This window comes from Burkholderia sp. AU39826, from assembly GCF_020419965.1.
GTDB lineage: Bacteria > Pseudomonadota > Gammaproteobacteria > Burkholderiales > Burkholderiaceae > Burkholderia > Burkholderia semiarida.
The window spans coordinates 19,261-33,464 of record NZ_JAIZQG010000035.1 but is presented as its reverse complement, the minus strand read 5'-3'; the positions used below and the strand labels follow the sequence as shown (position 1 = coordinate 33,464).

The following is a 14,204-nucleotide window of genomic DNA, read 5'->3' as shown; positions in this document are numbered from 1 at the left end:
GGCCTGCGGCGCGAACACCTCGACGCGTGCGGGCGGCGCGGCCGCGGCGGCCGGGGCGGCGGCCACTGCGGCGGCGTCCTTCGCATCGCCGGCGGCGGCCGGCGCCGTGCCGCGTGCGACGCGAATCTGGCTTTCGTCGATCACGAAGCAGCACACGGCGACGATGTCGTCGGACGGCACCTCCGATTCGACCCACAGCGACAGGTCCGCGCCCGCTTCCTCGCGGCCGACGATCCGGCCGAGGTTGCCGAGTTCCTCGGTGAGCAGCGCCTGATCCTTCGCGTCGACGCCGACCAGCGTGATCTTCAGGTGCGGGCCGTCGGCATCGGCGTCAGCCGCCGGATGCGCGGCCGCGACGGCTTGCTCGACCACATGGTCGGGCGCGCGATCGCCGCTTGCGACGGGCTCGGCGGCCGGCGCCACGGCGGCGGCGACCGGCATAGGCGCGGCCGGCGCCGGCTCGGCTGCCGCGGGCGCGCCCGAGCCGCTTTCGGCCTTCAGCCGCTCGAGCTTCGCGCAGATCGCCGCGGCGGCGGCCGCGTCCGGTTCGGCGCTCGCGCGGTAGTCGACGAGCTGGTCGGACAGCACGTCCTTCGTTTCCAGGAACGCGTCGACCATCTCCTTGGTCAGCGTCAGCTCATGGTTGCGCGCGCGGTCGAGCAGCGATTCGAGGATGTGCGTCGTATCGGTCAGCGCGGAAAAGCCGAACGTCGCCGCGCCGCCCTTGATCGAATGCGCGGCGCGGAAGATCGCCGCCAGATCCTCGGGATCGGGCGAATCGACGTCCAGGTTCAGCAGCAGCTGCTCCATCTGCGCGAGCAACTCGTCCGCTTCGTCGAAAAAGGTCTGGTAGAACTGAGTGATGTCGAGAGTCATGCCCGGTCACCGGTTGAATTCGTCGCGTTCATGTCAGGAGGCAGCCGGCTCGGACAGCGTGGCGACCAGGTCGACCAGCACGCCCGGGTCGATCGGCTTTTCGATCCAGCCGGTCGCGCCCGCGTCGCGTGCCGCGTCCTTGAACGCGTCGCTGCCCTCGGTCGTCAGGATGAGGATCGGCGTGTCCGCGTACGCGCTCAGCTTGCGCAGCGCGGCGATCACCTCGAGCCCGCTCTTGCGCGGCATGTTCTGGTCGGTCAGGACCAGGTCGTACGGCGCCGTCGCCGCCATGTCGAAGCCGGCTTCGCCGTCCGGCGCCACCGTCACGTCGTAGCCGGCCTGCGCAAGCGTCGCCTGCAGCAGCGCACGCATGGTCGCGGAGTCGTCGATGGCGAGAATGGTTCGGATCATGTCTGTCTCGGAAACGTCAGGGTTTCGGCGCCACGGCCACGGCGCTCGCCACGACCGGACGCGCCGCCGGCGTCGGGCCGCCGAGCTGCTGCGCGAGCAGCTTCGAACCGGCCGCGTCGGCGGACAGCGTCGTCGTCGTCGCGTCGTCGCGCATCAGCGCTTCTTCGGATTTGCGATTCAGCACGATCACGCTGATCCGGCGGTTTTCCGGATCGAGCGGATCGGCCTTGTTCAGGTTCTGCGTCGACGCAAGGCCGAGCACGCGCAGCACTTTCGCCTCGTCCATGCCGCCGGAGATCAGCTCGCGGCGCGATGCGTTCGCGCGATCGGCCGACAGCTCCCAGTTGCTGTAGCCGCCCTCGCCGCCCGCGTACGGCACGGCGTCGGTGTGGCCCTGGACGATGATCCGGTTCGGCACGTCGTTCAGCGTCTTGCCGATCTCGCGCAGGATGTCGCGCATGTACGGCTCGACGTGGTCGCTCGACATCGCGAACATCGGCCGCTTCTGCGAATCGACGATCTCGATGCGCAGCCCCATCAGCGTCGAATCGATGCGGATCTGCTGCTTGAACTGGCGCAGCGTCGGATTGGCCTCGATCGCGGCCATCAGCTTGATCTGCAGGTCGTGCAGGCGCGTCTGCTCGAGCCGGTCCTGCGCGCCCTGCGCCTGCGACCGCGAATGCTCGTCGCCCGCCTTCGCGAGGCGCTCGGCAAGCGGCGTCGTGCCGTCGGTGCGGCGCAGCGTGCCGGCGTCCGCGCTCGACAGGTCGCGGCCGCCGCCGTTGATGATGCTGGAATCCTGCGAGCTGCGGTCGCCGCTGCCGAGGATCGCGGCCTTCAGCGGCATGTTGAAGTATTCGGCGATCCCCTTCAGCTGCACCGGCGTGACCGAGCTCAGCAGCCACATCAGCAGGAAGAACGCCATCATCGCGGTCATGAAGTCCGCGTACGCGAGCTTCCATGCGCCGCCGTGATGGCCCTTCTTCGCCGGGGCCACCCGCTTGACGACGATCGCGCGATCCTTGCTCTTGCTCATCGGTCGCTCCGCCTCACTTCGCCTTCACGCGTCGCACGTGCTCTTCGAGCTCCGAGAACGACGGGCGCTCGGTCGAGAACAGCACCTTGCGGCCGAACTCGACCGCGATCGCGGGCGCATAGCCGTTCAGCGTCGCGAGGATCGTCACCTTGATGCACTGGAACATCTTGGTCGACTCGGCCACGCGCTGCTCCGCGAGGCTCGCGAGCGGCCCGATCAGCCCGTACGACAGCAGGATCCCGAGGAACGTGCCGACCAGCGCCTGCGCGATCATCGCGCCGAGCACCGCGGGCGGCTTGTCGGCCGAGGCCATCGTGTGGACGACGCCCATCACGGCCGCGACGATCCCGAACGCCGGCATCGCGTCGCCGACGCGCATCAGCGCATGTGCCGGGCCTTCGCCTTCCGCGTGGTGCGTTTCGATCTCCTCGTCCATCAGGCTCTCGATCTCGAACGCGTTCATGTTGCCGCCCACCATCAGGCGCAGGTAGTCGGTCAGGAATTCGACGATGTGGTGATCGGCGAGGATCTTCGGGTATTGCGTGAAGATCGGGCTCTTTTCCGGATCGTCGATGTCGGCCTCGAGCGTCAGCGTGCCTTCCTTGCGTGCCTTCGCGAGCAGCACGTAAAGAAGCGCCATCAGCTCCATATAGACGTCCTTCGTGTATTTCGAGCCCTTGAAGAGCGTCGGCAGCACGCGCAGCGTGGCCTTGATGGTCTTGCCGCCGTTGCCGAGGATGAACGCGCCGACGCCGGCGCCCACGATCATCAGGACCTCGATGGGCTGGATCAAGGCGCCCAGATGCCCGCCCGCCAGCGCATAACCGCCGAAGACCGACAACAGCGTCACGAGTGTTCCCACGATAATCAGCACTGCCTGTCCCTCACGAAAGACCGGCGGGAAGACCGCCGTTAAACAGGTTTACGGCAGTCGGCAGGAAAACTTTCGCGGCCGCCCGGCGGCGGCCCGACGGTGTTTACCAGCAGTGCGCGGACGATTCGCGCGGCCCGCGGGCGCCGCCCGTGCGACGCTCGCGCCCCGCCCGGCGTTGCCCGGCGCGGCGCTCAGGCCAGGGCGGCGGCCAGTTCGGCGCGCGCGGCGGCGGCCTTGCGCGTCTTGCCGGCGCGCGACGGCGGCTGGCACAGGCCGCACACGAAACCTTGATGCGGATCATGCGCATGCGCGACGAAATGGCCGCCGCAGCGCGTGCACGGAGTCATCTGCAGCATCCCCGAATCGAAGAAGCGCACCAGCGTCCATGCCCGCGTGAGGCTCAGCGCGGCCTCGTCGCCGGACAGGTTCACGTGCTCCAGATAGAGCCGGTACGCCTTCACGATCGACTGGATCGGCTCGCAGCGGCCGTGGTCCTGCATGAACCGGTAGATGTTGTAGAACAGCGACGAGTGGATGTTCGGCTGCCACGTCATGAACCAGTCGGTCGAGAACGGCAGCATCCCCTTCGGCGGCGACACGCCCTTCAGTTCCTTGTACAGCTTGATCAGACGGTCCCGCGACAGGCTCGTCTCCGCCTCCAGCAGCTGCAGCCGGGCGCCCAGTTCGATCAGTTCGATGGCGAGGGTGATTTCCTTCACCTCGATCACGACGCTTTTGCTTGCCATGGTGATAACCGTCCGCTTGACGTTGTTCGAATGAATGGCCAATACGCCGCCGGCCGGCGCGGCGCGCCGGGACGAACGCAAGGCGGAATGGATCAGCGGACGCCTTCGACCTGCTGCCCGGCCATCAGGATGGCCGAGTGGGCGTGCGCGACGACATCGCTGCGGCCCTTGTCGGCGAGCGACGACAGCAGCGCGTGATCATCGAAGCGGAAGCGGCACAGCATCTGGTTGGACGCGGCCAGCTTCACGGTCTGCGCGAGCGTGAGGTTGGCGAGCACGTCGGCGAGTTCCTGAGAAATGCCCATGCGGAACATACCCATCGCCTTGTCTTCCCGCAGCAGTCGTTGCGCGAGGAGGAGGTACGACAGGTTGACCTCTTTGATCTCACTGAGCATTTCGCTGGTGGTGCCCATGATTCCCCCGTTAAAGAGCGTTGCTTTGGCCATTCATGTTATGAAAACGTTTGCTCGATCAGTGCGCACCAGGCGCTCAGTCGGCTCGTTTATAGTCTTACAGGGCGAATTTTGGCCAAACGGGATTTATGTCGGTATCAGCGAAGTGGCGTATGCCATGCAGGATTTGTCTGTAAACCGTGTAGGAATTTTTCTGACAAGGCCGATTGAAAGGCGCTATTGGAAAAACGGGTTGCAACGCGGATTCGGTTGCGAGGAGGCCGATGCCCGCCGCGCCGGTGGCGGAAGGCTCGCCGGCAGGGCCGCCGGCAATCGGATCGGTAAAAATTATAGTGGTTTTTCACGATAGCGCAACAATAGTCGAGGCTATCTCGGTTCATGATTCCGTGCCCTTTTTCTCGGGGTTTTCGCGTATTTCATCGTGTAACAAGCCTTAAGTGTTTGAAAAAACACTCGAACCCCTCAGGGCGATATCGATAATGGACTCCAATGGGCGGCGGCGCGAGCCGTGCCGGCCCGCCCCGCAGCTTGCCGTCCGGCGCCCCGCGCACCCGCCCAGGGCCCGGCCACGTACCGCGAAGCGCGTGCGTCGGCGAGTTCCGCCACCTTGTACGGGATCCCCATCGGCGCCAGCGCGCCCCCCGGATCGACACTGGAGAACATCCATGCGAATTGCCCAGATCGCGCCGCTTTACGAAGCCGTCCCGCCGAAACTCTACGGCGGCACCGAGCGGGTCGTGTCCTATCTCACCGAGGCGCTCGTCGAACTCGGCCATGACGTGACGCTGTTCGCCAGCGGCGACTCCGTCACGTCGGCCCGCCTCGAGGCGGCGTGGCCGCGCGCACTGCGGCTCGACCCGTCGGTCCGCGACTCGATGGCGCCCCATATGCGGCTCCTCGAGCAGGTCGCCCGGGTCGCGCACGAATTCGACGTGCTGCACTTCCATCTCGATTACCTGCCGTTCCCGCTAATGTCGCGCCTCGACACGCCGTACGTGACGACGCTGCACGGCCGCCTCGACCTGCCGGAGTTGCAGCCGGTGTTCGACGCGTTCCCCGATTCGCCGGTCGTGTCGATCTCGAACAACCAGCGCAAACCGCTGCCGCAGGCCGCGTGGGCCGGCACCGTGTACCACGGGCTGCCCGACACGCTGCTCACGCCGCAGCCGGACGTGAAGCCCGAATACCTCGCGTTCCTCGGCCGGATCTGTCCCGAAAAGCGCGTGGACACCGCGATCCGCATTGCCGCGCAAAGCGGGCTGCCGCTGAAGATCGCCGCGAAGGTCGACAAGGCCGACGCCGACTATTTCAAGGAAGTGATCGAGCCGCTGCTCGACCAGGCGCACGTCGAATTCATCGGCGAGATCAACGAAGCGCAAAAGCCCGCGTTCCTGTCCGGCGCGAAGGCGCTGCTGTTCCCGATCGACTGGCCGGAGCCGTTCGGCCTGGTGATGATCGAGGCGATGGCCTGCGGCACGCCGGTCGTCGCGTTCAACCGCGGCTCGGTGCCGGAAGTGATCGAGGACGGCGTGACCGGCTTCATCGTCGAGGACGTGCAGGGCGCGGTCGGCGCGCTGCACCGGATCGACAGCCTGTCGCGCACCGCGATCCGCGAACGGTTCGACACGCGCTTCAGCGCGAAGGCGATGGCGCGGCGTTACGTCGAAACCTACGAATCGCTTTGCGCGGCCGCCAAGCAGCCGGCATTGCGCCGGGTTGCGGGCGCCTGACACGGAAATCCGCCGGGAAATGCGCGGTAAAAACCGAGGCGAAATCGGCGCGTAAAACGAAAGAGCCGCATCGACGATGCGGCTCTTTCTATTTGGCTTACGGTCATTCGATCAGGAAACGATCGCGGTTTTTCCCGACGATCCAATTCGGCGGCTTGCCGCGCCCGCTCCAGGTTGCACCGGACTTCGGATCACGGTATTTCGGCGGCAGCGGCGCCTTCTTCGGCGGGCGCCCGCGCTTCGCCCGCTCCGCGAAGCCCAGATCCTGGGCGGTCAGCCCATATTCCGCAATCTTCTGCTGGACTTCGGCAATCACCGCCGCCACTTCCTGGCGGCGCACGTCGTCCGCCTGAGCCTGCAGATCGGCGATCTGCGCCTTGAGTTTCGCGTATTGAGACATTTTTCGACTCCCCTTTTCGATGATGCGGCCCCGGCGAATCCGGCCGGGACACCAACATCCGTTACGTCATCCGCACTGCCGCCCTGCCCTTCGAAATTAATGCTGCCATCTTTAACCGAATCGCCTATATCGAGAATGCGGACTTATTCTAATAAAAGGCATTCGTCAGCCATTCAAATTTAACAATCGTTTACCCTCCCGGGCCCGATTCATTTCCTATAATCCAGACCAATTCCGGACGACCGAATAAATCCGTTGCGTCGCCCCGGGTCTTCAACCCACTCGAACGAGGTCCCTACATGAATCTTTCTCAGCGTCTCGCTGCAGAGGTATTCGGCACGTTCTGGCTGGTGCTCGGCGGATGCGGAAGCGCCGTGCTGGCCGCCGCCTTTCCGGGCCTCGGTATCGGCTTTGCCGGCGTCGCCCTCGCGTTCGGCCTGACCGTGCTGACGATGGCCTTCGCGATCGGCCACATCTCCGGTTGCCACCTGAACCCGGCGGTGAGCGTCGGCCTGACGGTCGCCGGCCGCTTTCCGGCGCGCGATCTCGCGCCGTACATCGTTGCGCAAGTGGTGGGCGCCACGCTCGGCGCGTTCGTGCTGTACCTGATCGCAACCGGCAAGCCGGGTTTCGACGTGGTGGGCAGCGGCTTTGCGACGAACGGCTTCGGCGATCGCTCGCCCGGCCACTACTCGCTCGCCGCGTCGTTCATCTGCGAAGTCGTGATGACGGGCTTCTTCCTGTTCGTGATCCTCGGCGCGACCGACAAGCGCGGCGTGCCGGCCGGCTTCGCGCCGATCGCGATCGGGCTGTGCCTGACGCTGATTCACCTGATCTCGATTCCCGTCACCAACACGTCGGTGAACCCGGCGCGCTCGACCGGCCCGGCGCTGTTCGTGGGCGGCGACGCGATCGGCCAGCTCTGGCTGTTCTGGGTCGCGCCGCTGATCGGCGCGGTACTCGCCGGAATCATCTATCCGCTGGTCGCCGGGCGTGACGACGCCGTCGACCTGCTGCCCGCATCAGCTCGCACAAGCGAATAAACACTACGGGGTCAAGCGAGCAGAGCAGCGAGCCTCACGCTGTCGAAGAACATCGAGGCAGGCAATTTCAACGGGCGCCCCTGGCGCCCGTTTTTCATTTCCACGCGGCAAACGCGCACGAGGCCGGCGCTCAGGACGCGACGACGTCGTCTTCGAGCGAGAACAGCGTGCGCAGGTGGCGGGCGACGCCCGCGTCGAAGTTGTTGCCGATCCGCGGAATGTGAGGCAGCCGCGCGATCAGGTCGGGATTCGCGTTGTTCATCATGAACGCATGACCGGCGGTTTCGAGCAGGTCGATGTCGTTCATGTTGTCGCCGAACGCGATGCAGTGGCCGGCATCGACGCCGAGCCGCCCGAGCACCGTGCGCAGCGCGCGCCCCTTCGACACGTTCGCGGTCATCACCTCGAGGCAGTCGGGCAGCGAGTACGTGACGTACAGCGCATCGCCGAACTGCACGCGCATCTGCTCGGCGACGACCGCCAGATCGGCCGGTTCGCCGATATACAGCACCTTCGCGATAGCGGCGCCGTCATGCGCGGCCATGTCGATCACCTCGTACCGGAAGCCCGAATCCTGATGGAATTCGAGCAGGTGCGGCGCTTCGCGGTCGATCAGCCAGCCGTCGTTGGTAAACAGGTTGACGATCACGCGGCCGTGCGCGCCGGCGACTTCGGGCTGCACGAGGCGGCGAACGATCGCCGCGTCGACGTCCTGCGCGTGGATCGTCGTGTCGTCCGGCGCATGCACGCGCGCACCGTTCGACGTGATCAGGTACGGCCTAATGCCGAGCACGTCGCGAATGCCGGCGACGTCCGCATAGTGGCGCCCCGTGGCGATCACGAATTGCACGCCGTCGCGGTCGAGCCGGCGAACGGTGTCGATCGTGTACGGGTCGAGCTGGTGGTCGCTGTTCAGCAGCGTGCCGTCGAGATCGGTGGCGATGACTTTGTACATGGGGCGGGAGAGTGGCGCGCGCGGCACGGAGGAAGCGCCATTTTAACGTCGTACCCGGCAGCGCGCCGGGTCGTTGCCGGGCACGCGCCGCCCTGGGGGGGCTGAGGCGGGGCTGAGGCGGGGCTGAGGCGGAGTTGCGGCGGGCTGCGGCGGGCTGCGGCGGGCTGCGGCGGGCTGCGGCGGGCTGCGGCGGCGCGGCATCCGCCGCGCGCCCCGTTCGCCTTAACCGTTCGCCTTAGCCGCTCACCTTAGCCGCTCACCTTAGCCGCTCACCTTAGCCGCTCGCCTTAGTCGCTCACCTTAGCCGCTCGCCTTAGCCGCCCTCCGCCGCCCGCAACGCCTGGAGCGCGAGCCGCAGCGCGCCATGCGCCGAATCGTCGAGCGGCGCGCGCAGCCGCGCGGCGTGCCGCGCCGGCACCGCCGGCGCGAGCGCGTCAGCCAGCCCGCCGCACAATGCGACCGGCAGCGCCTGCTGCGGATCGAGCGCGTCGATCATCTTGCCGATCTCGTCGCCGGCCTGCGCGATCAGCGCGCGCGCGACCGGATGCGCGCGATGCGCGAACACGACGGGCGCGAGACGCGCGTAGATCGTCTGGTTCGCGTCGCACGACCACTGAACGAGCGCGTCGCGATCCTGCGCGCCCGTTTCCGCGAGGAGCGCCGCGGCGAACGCGTCGCGCGGCACGCGGCCGTCGAGCGCCTGTTGCGCGTAGGCGAGCGCACGCACGCCGAGCCACGCGCCGCTCGCCTCGTCGCCGGACGGAAAGCCGAAGCCGCCCGCGATCCGGCACGCGCCGGCCGCATCGAGCGCCGCCGCGATGCTGCCGGTGCCGAGCGCGACGATGAGCCCGGGCGCGCCGCCATGCGCGCCGACGACGGTCGTGTACGCATCGCTCTCGATCGCCAGTGCGCCAAGCGGCGCCTGCGCGCGGAACGCGGCGAGCCACGCCGCGTTGTTGACGCCGGCGAGCCCGCAGCCGAGCGCGCACTGCGACCAGTCGAACGCGAGACCGGCCTGCGTGAACGCATCCGCGCAGGCCGCGCCGATCGATGCCCATGCCCGCTCGATGCCGAGCCCGAGCCCCGACGGGCCGCCGCGCCCCTGCGCGAGCTCGCGCCCCGCCCGGTCGGCCAGCACCGCGCGCGTGCCCGTGCCGCCGCCGTCGATGCCGATCGCAAAAAGTAATGCCGCCATGCCTTCATCCCGCTGATTCGAACAGGCGCCAAGCTTAACCGGATCGGCGCCGCGCGCCCATCTGCCGTTCGGCCGGCTATCCCGCCAAAAGGGCTTCCGCTATGCTGGCGCGATCGAATCGACACTGAAAACGAGGCAGACGATGTCGCAGCGGTGCAACTGGGTGAAGACGGAAGCGGACGCTCACTATCACGATACCGAGTGGGGCGTGCCGTCGCACGACGATCGCCACCTGTTCGAAATGCTGATCCTGGAAGGCGCGCAGGCCGGGCTGTCGTGGTCGACGATCCTGAACAAGCGCGCGGGCTATCGCGAGGCGTTCGCCGATTTCGACGTCGACGCCGTCGCGCGCTTCACGCCCCGGCACATCGAGAAATTGCTGGAAAACCCGGGCATCGTGCGCAACCGCGCGAAGGTCGAATCGGCGGTGACCAACGCGCGGGCGGTGCAGCGCATCCGCGAAGAGCACGGGTCGCTCGCCGCCTTCCTGTGGTCGTTCGTCGGCGGCACGCCGATCCAGAATGCGTGGCAGTCGTACCGCGACGCGCCCGCCTCGACCGAGCAGTCCGACGCGCTCAGCAAGGCGCTGAAGGCGTACGGCTGCAAGTTCGTCGGCTCGACGATCTGCTATGCGCTGATGCAGGCGACCGGCATGGTCAACGATCACGAAGCCGGCTGCCCGTGCCATGCGCAATGCGCGGCGCTCGGCGGCAAGCAGCCGGCACGCCGGCGCAAGGCGGGCTGACGGCGCAGGCACACGCTGGGCGCAGGCGCCGCGCCGCTCGCCCGCGTCGGTTGCACCGTCCGCGTACTGCTTGACGCTCGGCCCTTGCCGCTCGGCCCTTACCGCGCCGCCCGCGACGACGCCGGCACGCCCGGCCGCGCACTCCGCGCAGCCCGCACGCGCGCGCTGCGCTTCTTCACCCAGATGCAGACGCCCGTCACGCTCAGCATCGCGATCACGATGCCGAGCACGCTCACGGCGACCCGTCCGGCGACACCGGCGATCCGCCCCGAGTGCAGCGGAAACTGCGCCTGCATGAACAGGTCGCCGGCTGAACCGCGGCCCGGCACCTGAGCCGCCACGGGCTTGCCGGTCACCGCATTCCAGTACAGCCACGCATTGCCGAGCCCGACGTCGCCATGGTCGTTGCCCGGCGTGAAGAAACCGACCGCATAGGCGTTCATCGCCGGCGCGAACAACAGCGCGCCCGGCGGCGCGGCGAGGCCCGCGTCGCGTCCGGCCGAGCGCGCGATCTCGACGATCCGCTCGCGCGGCAGCACCTGGCTGCCCGGCGGGGCCGGCGGGAAATGCTCGGGATTCGTATACGGCGTTTCCGCGAGCGGCGAAACGAGCGAGACCAGCGGGCGCACGACCGGAACGGCAAGGTTCATCGAGATCGACGTGACCGCGACGACCAGCAGCAGCCCCCACACCCACACGCCCCCCGAGCGGTGCAGGTCGAACACGAGCGGATAGCCGCCGCGCCGCAGGCGGAACGCGAACGACTTGCGCCAGCTTTTCGGGTTCGGAAATGCGAGCACCAGCGCGATCAGGCTGTCGATCGCCCACACGATGCCGACGACGCCCATCACCCAGAACCCGAAGTTGATCCCGCCGTACACGGGCAGGAACAGCGAGTAGTGCAGCCGGTAGATGAACGGCATCAGGTCGAGCCGCGCGAGCGACGGCGCGCCCCATTCGCGGCGACCCTGCACCGCACCGGTCGCGGGATCGACGGCGATCTGGCTGAAACCGAGTGCATACGGCTGGCCGGTCGCCGGATCGGTACGCGGCGTCACGCCCGCCTGCAGCGTGTGCCCCGGTTCGACCGCGAGCGGCAGATAGGTCACCTGCACGCGCGGATCGGCCGCCTCGATGCGCGCCGCGAGTTCGAGCGGCGCAAGCGGCGCAGCGCCGCTGCGCGCGGTATAGAAATCCGGGTTCAGCGCCGCGTCGAGCTCGTGGTCCCACGCGATCAGCGCGCCGGTGAGCCCCGCGACGAACAGGAACAGCGCGATGGCAAGCCCGAACCAGCGGTGCAGGCGCACGAGCAACGGTCGCAGGAGCGCATTCATCGCGTGCGCAGCGAAAGGAAAGCGGGCCGGCACGAGCGACGGCCCCGATTCGACGGGATGCGGTTCATTTCAGGTCGGGCGCCGCCCAACGGCCATCCGGCCCAGGCGGACGAGGCCGGATGCCCTTGTGCGCGGCGTGGAATTGTTGCGCGTTCGGCGGGTTTTGATACGATGCGCAACATTTTAACTCAATGCGAATGATTCTTACTCGCATTTTTACTCGCTCGCCATGACCGTCAGCCTTGCCCGCCCTCCCGTCCGTCCACGCCGCGTCGTCGCCGCCCTTGCCTGCCTTGCCGCCTCGCTCGCGCATGCGGACGATTCGCCGGGCGACGCCGCGCTGCTGCCTGCCCTCAACATCACGGCCGCGCACGATTCGCCGCAACACTTGACCGACACGATCTCGACCGGTGCGCTCGGCACACGCCGGCAGCTCGACACGCCGTTCTCGACCACGATCGTCACGTCGGAAGAGCTCGAGGCGCGTCAGCCGTACAAGCTCGGCGACGTGTTCGCGAACGACGCGTCGGTGTCCGACAACAGCGGCGCGTACAGCGCGTGGGCCAGCTACCTGACCGTGCGCGGCATGCAGCTCGACTGGCAGAACGGCTACAAGATCGATGGGCTGCCGTTCGTCACGTACGGCATCACGATGCCGTACGAGCAGCTCGAGCGCGTCGAGCTGCTGAAGGGGCTCGGCGGCTTCCTGTACGGCTTCGTGACGCCGGGCGGCGTCGTCAACTACGTGACGAAGCAGCCGGGCGCCGAACCGGTGCGCAGCGTCGACATCGGCTACCGCAGCACCAACGTGTGGACCGAGCATGTCGATCTCGGCCAGCGCTTCGGGCCCGGCAACATGTTCGGCGCGCGGCTGAATGCGACGCACGAGGAAGGCAAGACGTACAACGACGGCAACATCCGCCGCGACAGCGTGTCGCTCGCGCTGCAGGCGAACCTGACGCGCGACCTCTCCGTGTCGTTCGGCGCGCTGTACCAGGACCGCCGCACGACCGGCCAGACGCCGTCGATCTTCACCGGCAGCTATCCGGGCGGCGCACTGCCCGCCACGATCAGCGGCGGGTCGACGAACCTGGGCGGCAAGGACCAGTACCTGAACACGAACCTGCAGCTCTACACGGCCGGGCTGCAATACCAGCTCGCGCCCGACTGGCAGCTCGACGTCGCGTACAGCTACAGCAAGGCGACGCGCCGGCGCAACGAAAGCACGCTGTACCTGCAGGACGCGGCCGGCAACTACACCGACAGCCGCTACGTCGGCATGGAGGATCACCGCTTCAGCCAGTGGCGCGCGATGGTCGAGGGCAAGGTGCGCACGGGCCCGTTCAGCCACCAGATCGTGCTCGGCGCGTCGTGGCAGAAGCAGGCGAACGACTATTCGGCGAACAGCGTGTTCGTGCCGCTCGGCGCCGGCAATCTCTACGCGCCGAACCCGTACCGCTACGAGAGCCCGCACGGCTTCGTCCAGTACCGCACGAGCGAGATCGTGCAGAAATCGCTGTTCGCGAGCGATACCGTGCAGTTGACCGAGCGCTGGTCGGTGCTCGCCGGCGTGCGTTACATGAACTACGAGCAGCGCTCGTTTCAGGCGAACGGCGCCGAGGATCCCGGCTATCGCCAGAACGGCGTGGTGACGCCGACCTTCGCGGTGATGTTCAAGCTCGCGCCGACCACCACCGCGTACGCGAGCTACGCCGAATCGCTCGAGCCCGGCAGCCGCGTCAACGACGTCTATGCGAACGCGGGCCAGGTGCTCAAGCCGCTGCGCAGCAAGCAGTACGAGCTCGGGATCAAGAGCGAGCACGCACGCTGGAGCGCGACGGCCGCGCTGTTCCGGATCGAGCGCAGCGCGGAATACGCAAATGCCGCGAACGTCTACGTGCAGGATGGCGAATCGATCATTCAAGGGATCGAGGTCGGCGCGCGCGCGAGATTCGGCGCGCACTGGAATGCAGGCTTCGACGCGATGCTGCTCGACGCGTGGTACGCGAACGGGATCGGCAACAACGGCAACCGGGTTGCCGGCGCGCCGCGCTTCGTGCTCGCCGGTGAAGTCGGCTATGCGGTGCCTGGCGTGCCGGGGCTGACACTCGGCGTCGACGCGAAATTCACCGGCGCGACGCCGCTGCGGGCGGCCGGCGGCCTCGACGCGCCGGGCTTTCTCGTCGTCAACGCGGGCGCGCGCTACCTGACGCGGGTCGGCCGCCACGACGTGACGTTGCGCGCATCGATCGACAACGTGCTGAACCGTCGTTACTGGGAGTACCAGTACGCGGACTACGTGAAGCCGGGCGACCCGCGCACGGTCAGCCTGAGCGCGAAGATCGACTTCTGAACGCCGCGGCGGGCAGCCGCAAGGCCCGCCCGCCGCCGTGCGTCGGCAGCGGCCGGGGCGGAAGCTCACCGCCCCGGCCTCGGGATTTTCCCG

14 protein-coding genes are annotated in these 14,204 nt (G+C 67.6%); 4 read left to right on the top strand and 10 right to left on the bottom strand.

The features are described 5' to 3' along the window. From LGM42_RS32145 to flhD, 6 genes are all read right to left on the bottom strand, one after another. The coding region (locus LGM42_RS32145) for an Hpt domain-containing protein (protein ID WP_226234338.1) at positions 1–876 on the bottom strand (876 nt) is incomplete at its 3' end. A gap of 33 nt (positions 877–909) precedes the next feature. Further along, positions 910–1,287 carry a response regulator gene (locus tag LGM42_RS32140; RefSeq protein ID WP_059578092.1) on the bottom strand — a complete coding sequence of 126 codons (378 nt, stop codon included), beginning with the start codon at positions 1,285–1,287 and terminating at the stop codon, positions 910–912. A 16-nt stretch (positions 1,288–1,303) separates the two neighbouring features. Continuing rightward, a complete protein-coding gene (gene motB, locus LGM42_RS32135; protein WP_059638390.1) occupies positions 1,304–2,323 on the bottom strand; it encodes a flagellar motor protein MotB in 1,020 nt (339 codons plus the stop codon). Positions 2,324–2,336: 13 nt separating this feature from the next. Then, positions 2,337–3,197 (bottom strand): flagellar motor stator protein MotA, encoded by an 861-nt coding sequence (motA, locus tag LGM42_RS32130; RefSeq protein ID WP_060310200.1) that lies wholly within the window; start codon positions 3,195–3,197, stop codon positions 2,337–2,339. Between the two features lie 191 nt (positions 3,198–3,388). Continuing rightward, positions 3,389–3,943, bottom strand: coding sequence for a flagellar transcriptional regulator FlhC (gene flhC, locus LGM42_RS32125; RefSeq protein ID WP_059578085.1), 555 nt, complete (start codon positions 3,941–3,943; stop codon positions 3,389–3,391). A 92-nt stretch (positions 3,944–4,035) separates the two neighbouring features. Beyond that, the gene (gene flhD, locus LGM42_RS32120) at positions 4,036–4,356 is read right to left on the bottom strand and encodes a flagellar transcriptional regulator FlhD (protein ID WP_059578082.1); all 321 of its coding nucleotides are present in this window, start codon (positions 4,354–4,356) and stop codon (positions 4,036–4,038) included. Between the two features lie 665 nt (positions 4,357–5,021). Here flhD and LGM42_RS32115 point away from each other — a divergent pair. Beyond that, a complete protein-coding gene (locus LGM42_RS32115) occupies positions 5,022–6,086 on the top strand; it encodes a glycosyltransferase family 4 protein (protein WP_059578080.1) in 1,065 nt (354 codons plus the stop codon). A 103-nt stretch (positions 6,087–6,189) separates the two neighbouring features. On the opposite strand, the gene LGM42_RS32110 is transcribed toward LGM42_RS32115, so the two are convergent. After that, positions 6,190–6,486 carry an H-NS histone family protein gene (locus LGM42_RS32110; RefSeq protein WP_021162849.1) on the bottom strand — a complete coding sequence of 99 codons (297 nt, stop codon included), beginning with the start codon at positions 6,484–6,486 and terminating at the stop codon, positions 6,190–6,192. A gap of 299 nt (positions 6,487–6,785) precedes the next feature. Here LGM42_RS32110 and aqpZ point away from each other — a divergent pair, with 299 nt between their 5' ends. Beyond that, entirely contained in the window at positions 6,786–7,529 is a 744-nt protein-coding gene (gene aqpZ, locus LGM42_RS32105; RefSeq protein WP_006489324.1) for an aquaporin Z, read from the top strand. 130 nt (positions 7,530–7,659) lie between these two features. Here aqpZ and LGM42_RS32100 read toward each other — a convergent pair whose 3' ends face one another. Both LGM42_RS32100 and LGM42_RS32095 read right to left on the bottom strand, forming a co-directional pair. Further along, on the bottom strand, positions 7,660–8,484 hold the full coding sequence (locus tag LGM42_RS32100; RefSeq protein ID WP_226234337.1) for a Cof-type HAD-IIB family hydrolase: 825 nt from the start codon (positions 8,482–8,484) through the stop codon (positions 7,660–7,662). Between the two features lie 313 nt (positions 8,485–8,797). Continuing rightward, positions 8,798–9,679, bottom strand: a complete 882-nt coding sequence (locus LGM42_RS32095) for a BadF/BadG/BcrA/BcrD ATPase family protein (RefSeq protein ID WP_060310203.1) — start codon at positions 9,677–9,679, stop codon at positions 8,798–8,800. A gap of 142 nt (positions 9,680–9,821) precedes the next feature. Between LGM42_RS32095 and LGM42_RS32090 the strand changes: the two genes are divergently transcribed. Next, the gene (locus LGM42_RS32090; protein WP_059580665.1) at positions 9,822–10,424 is read left to right on the top strand and encodes a DNA-3-methyladenine glycosylase I; all 603 of its coding nucleotides are present in this window, start codon (positions 9,822–9,824) and stop codon (positions 10,422–10,424) included. Positions 10,425–10,522: 98 nt separating this feature from the next. Here LGM42_RS32090 and LGM42_RS32085 read toward each other — a convergent pair whose 3' ends face one another. Continuing rightward, positions 10,523–11,758 carry a PepSY-associated TM helix domain-containing protein gene (locus tag LGM42_RS32085; protein WP_226234336.1) on the bottom strand — a complete coding sequence of 412 codons (1,236 nt, stop codon included), beginning with the start codon at positions 11,756–11,758 and terminating at the stop codon, positions 10,523–10,525. 229 nt (positions 11,759–11,987) lie between these two features. Between LGM42_RS32085 and LGM42_RS32080 the strand changes: the two genes are divergently transcribed. Continuing rightward, a complete protein-coding gene (locus LGM42_RS32080) occupies positions 11,988–14,111 on the top strand; it encodes a TonB-dependent siderophore receptor (protein WP_124864322.1) in 2,124 nt (707 codons plus the stop codon). The last annotated feature ends 93 nt before the right edge of the window (positions 14,112–14,204 follow it).

Coding starts and splice junctions, on each gene's coding strand:
- flhD (WP_059578082.1), bottom strand. CDS start 4,356: ATGGGCACCACCAGCGAAATGCTCAGTGAGATCAAAGAGGTCAACCTG.
- motB (WP_059638390.1), bottom strand. CDS start 2,323: ATGAGCAAGAGCAAGGATCGCGCGATCGTCGTCAAGCGGGTGGCCCCG.
- LGM42_RS32095 (WP_060310203.1), bottom strand. CDS start 9,679: ATGGCGGCATTACTTTTTGCGATCGGCATCGACGGCGGCGGCACGGGC.
- LGM42_RS32080 (WP_124864322.1), top strand. CDS start 11,988: ATGACCGTCAGCCTTGCCCGCCCTCCCGTCCGTCCACGCCGCGTCGTC.
- LGM42_RS32110 (WP_021162849.1), bottom strand. CDS start 6,486: ATGTCTCAATACGCGAAACTCAAGGCGCAGATCGCCGATCTGCAGGCT.
- LGM42_RS32140 (WP_059578092.1), bottom strand. CDS start 1,287: ATGATCCGAACCATTCTCGCCATCGACGACTCCGCGACCATGCGTGCG.
- LGM42_RS32115 (WP_059578080.1), top strand. CDS start 5,022: ATGCGAATTGCCCAGATCGCGCCGCTTTACGAAGCCGTCCCGCCGAAA.
- LGM42_RS32085 (WP_226234336.1), bottom strand. CDS start 11,758: ATGAATGCGCTCCTGCGACCGTTGCTCGTGCGCCTGCACCGCTGGTTC.
- LGM42_RS32090 (WP_059580665.1), top strand. CDS start 9,822: ATGTCGCAGCGGTGCAACTGGGTGAAGACGGAAGCGGACGCTCACTAT.
- flhC (WP_059578085.1), bottom strand. CDS start 3,943: ATGGCAAGCAAAAGCGTCGTGATCGAGGTGAAGGAAATCACCCTCGCC.
- LGM42_RS32100 (WP_226234337.1), bottom strand. CDS start 8,484: ATGTACAAAGTCATCGCCACCGATCTCGACGGCACGCTGCTGAACAGC.
- aqpZ (WP_006489324.1), top strand. CDS start 6,786: ATGAATCTTTCTCAGCGTCTCGCTGCAGAGGTATTCGGCACGTTCTGG.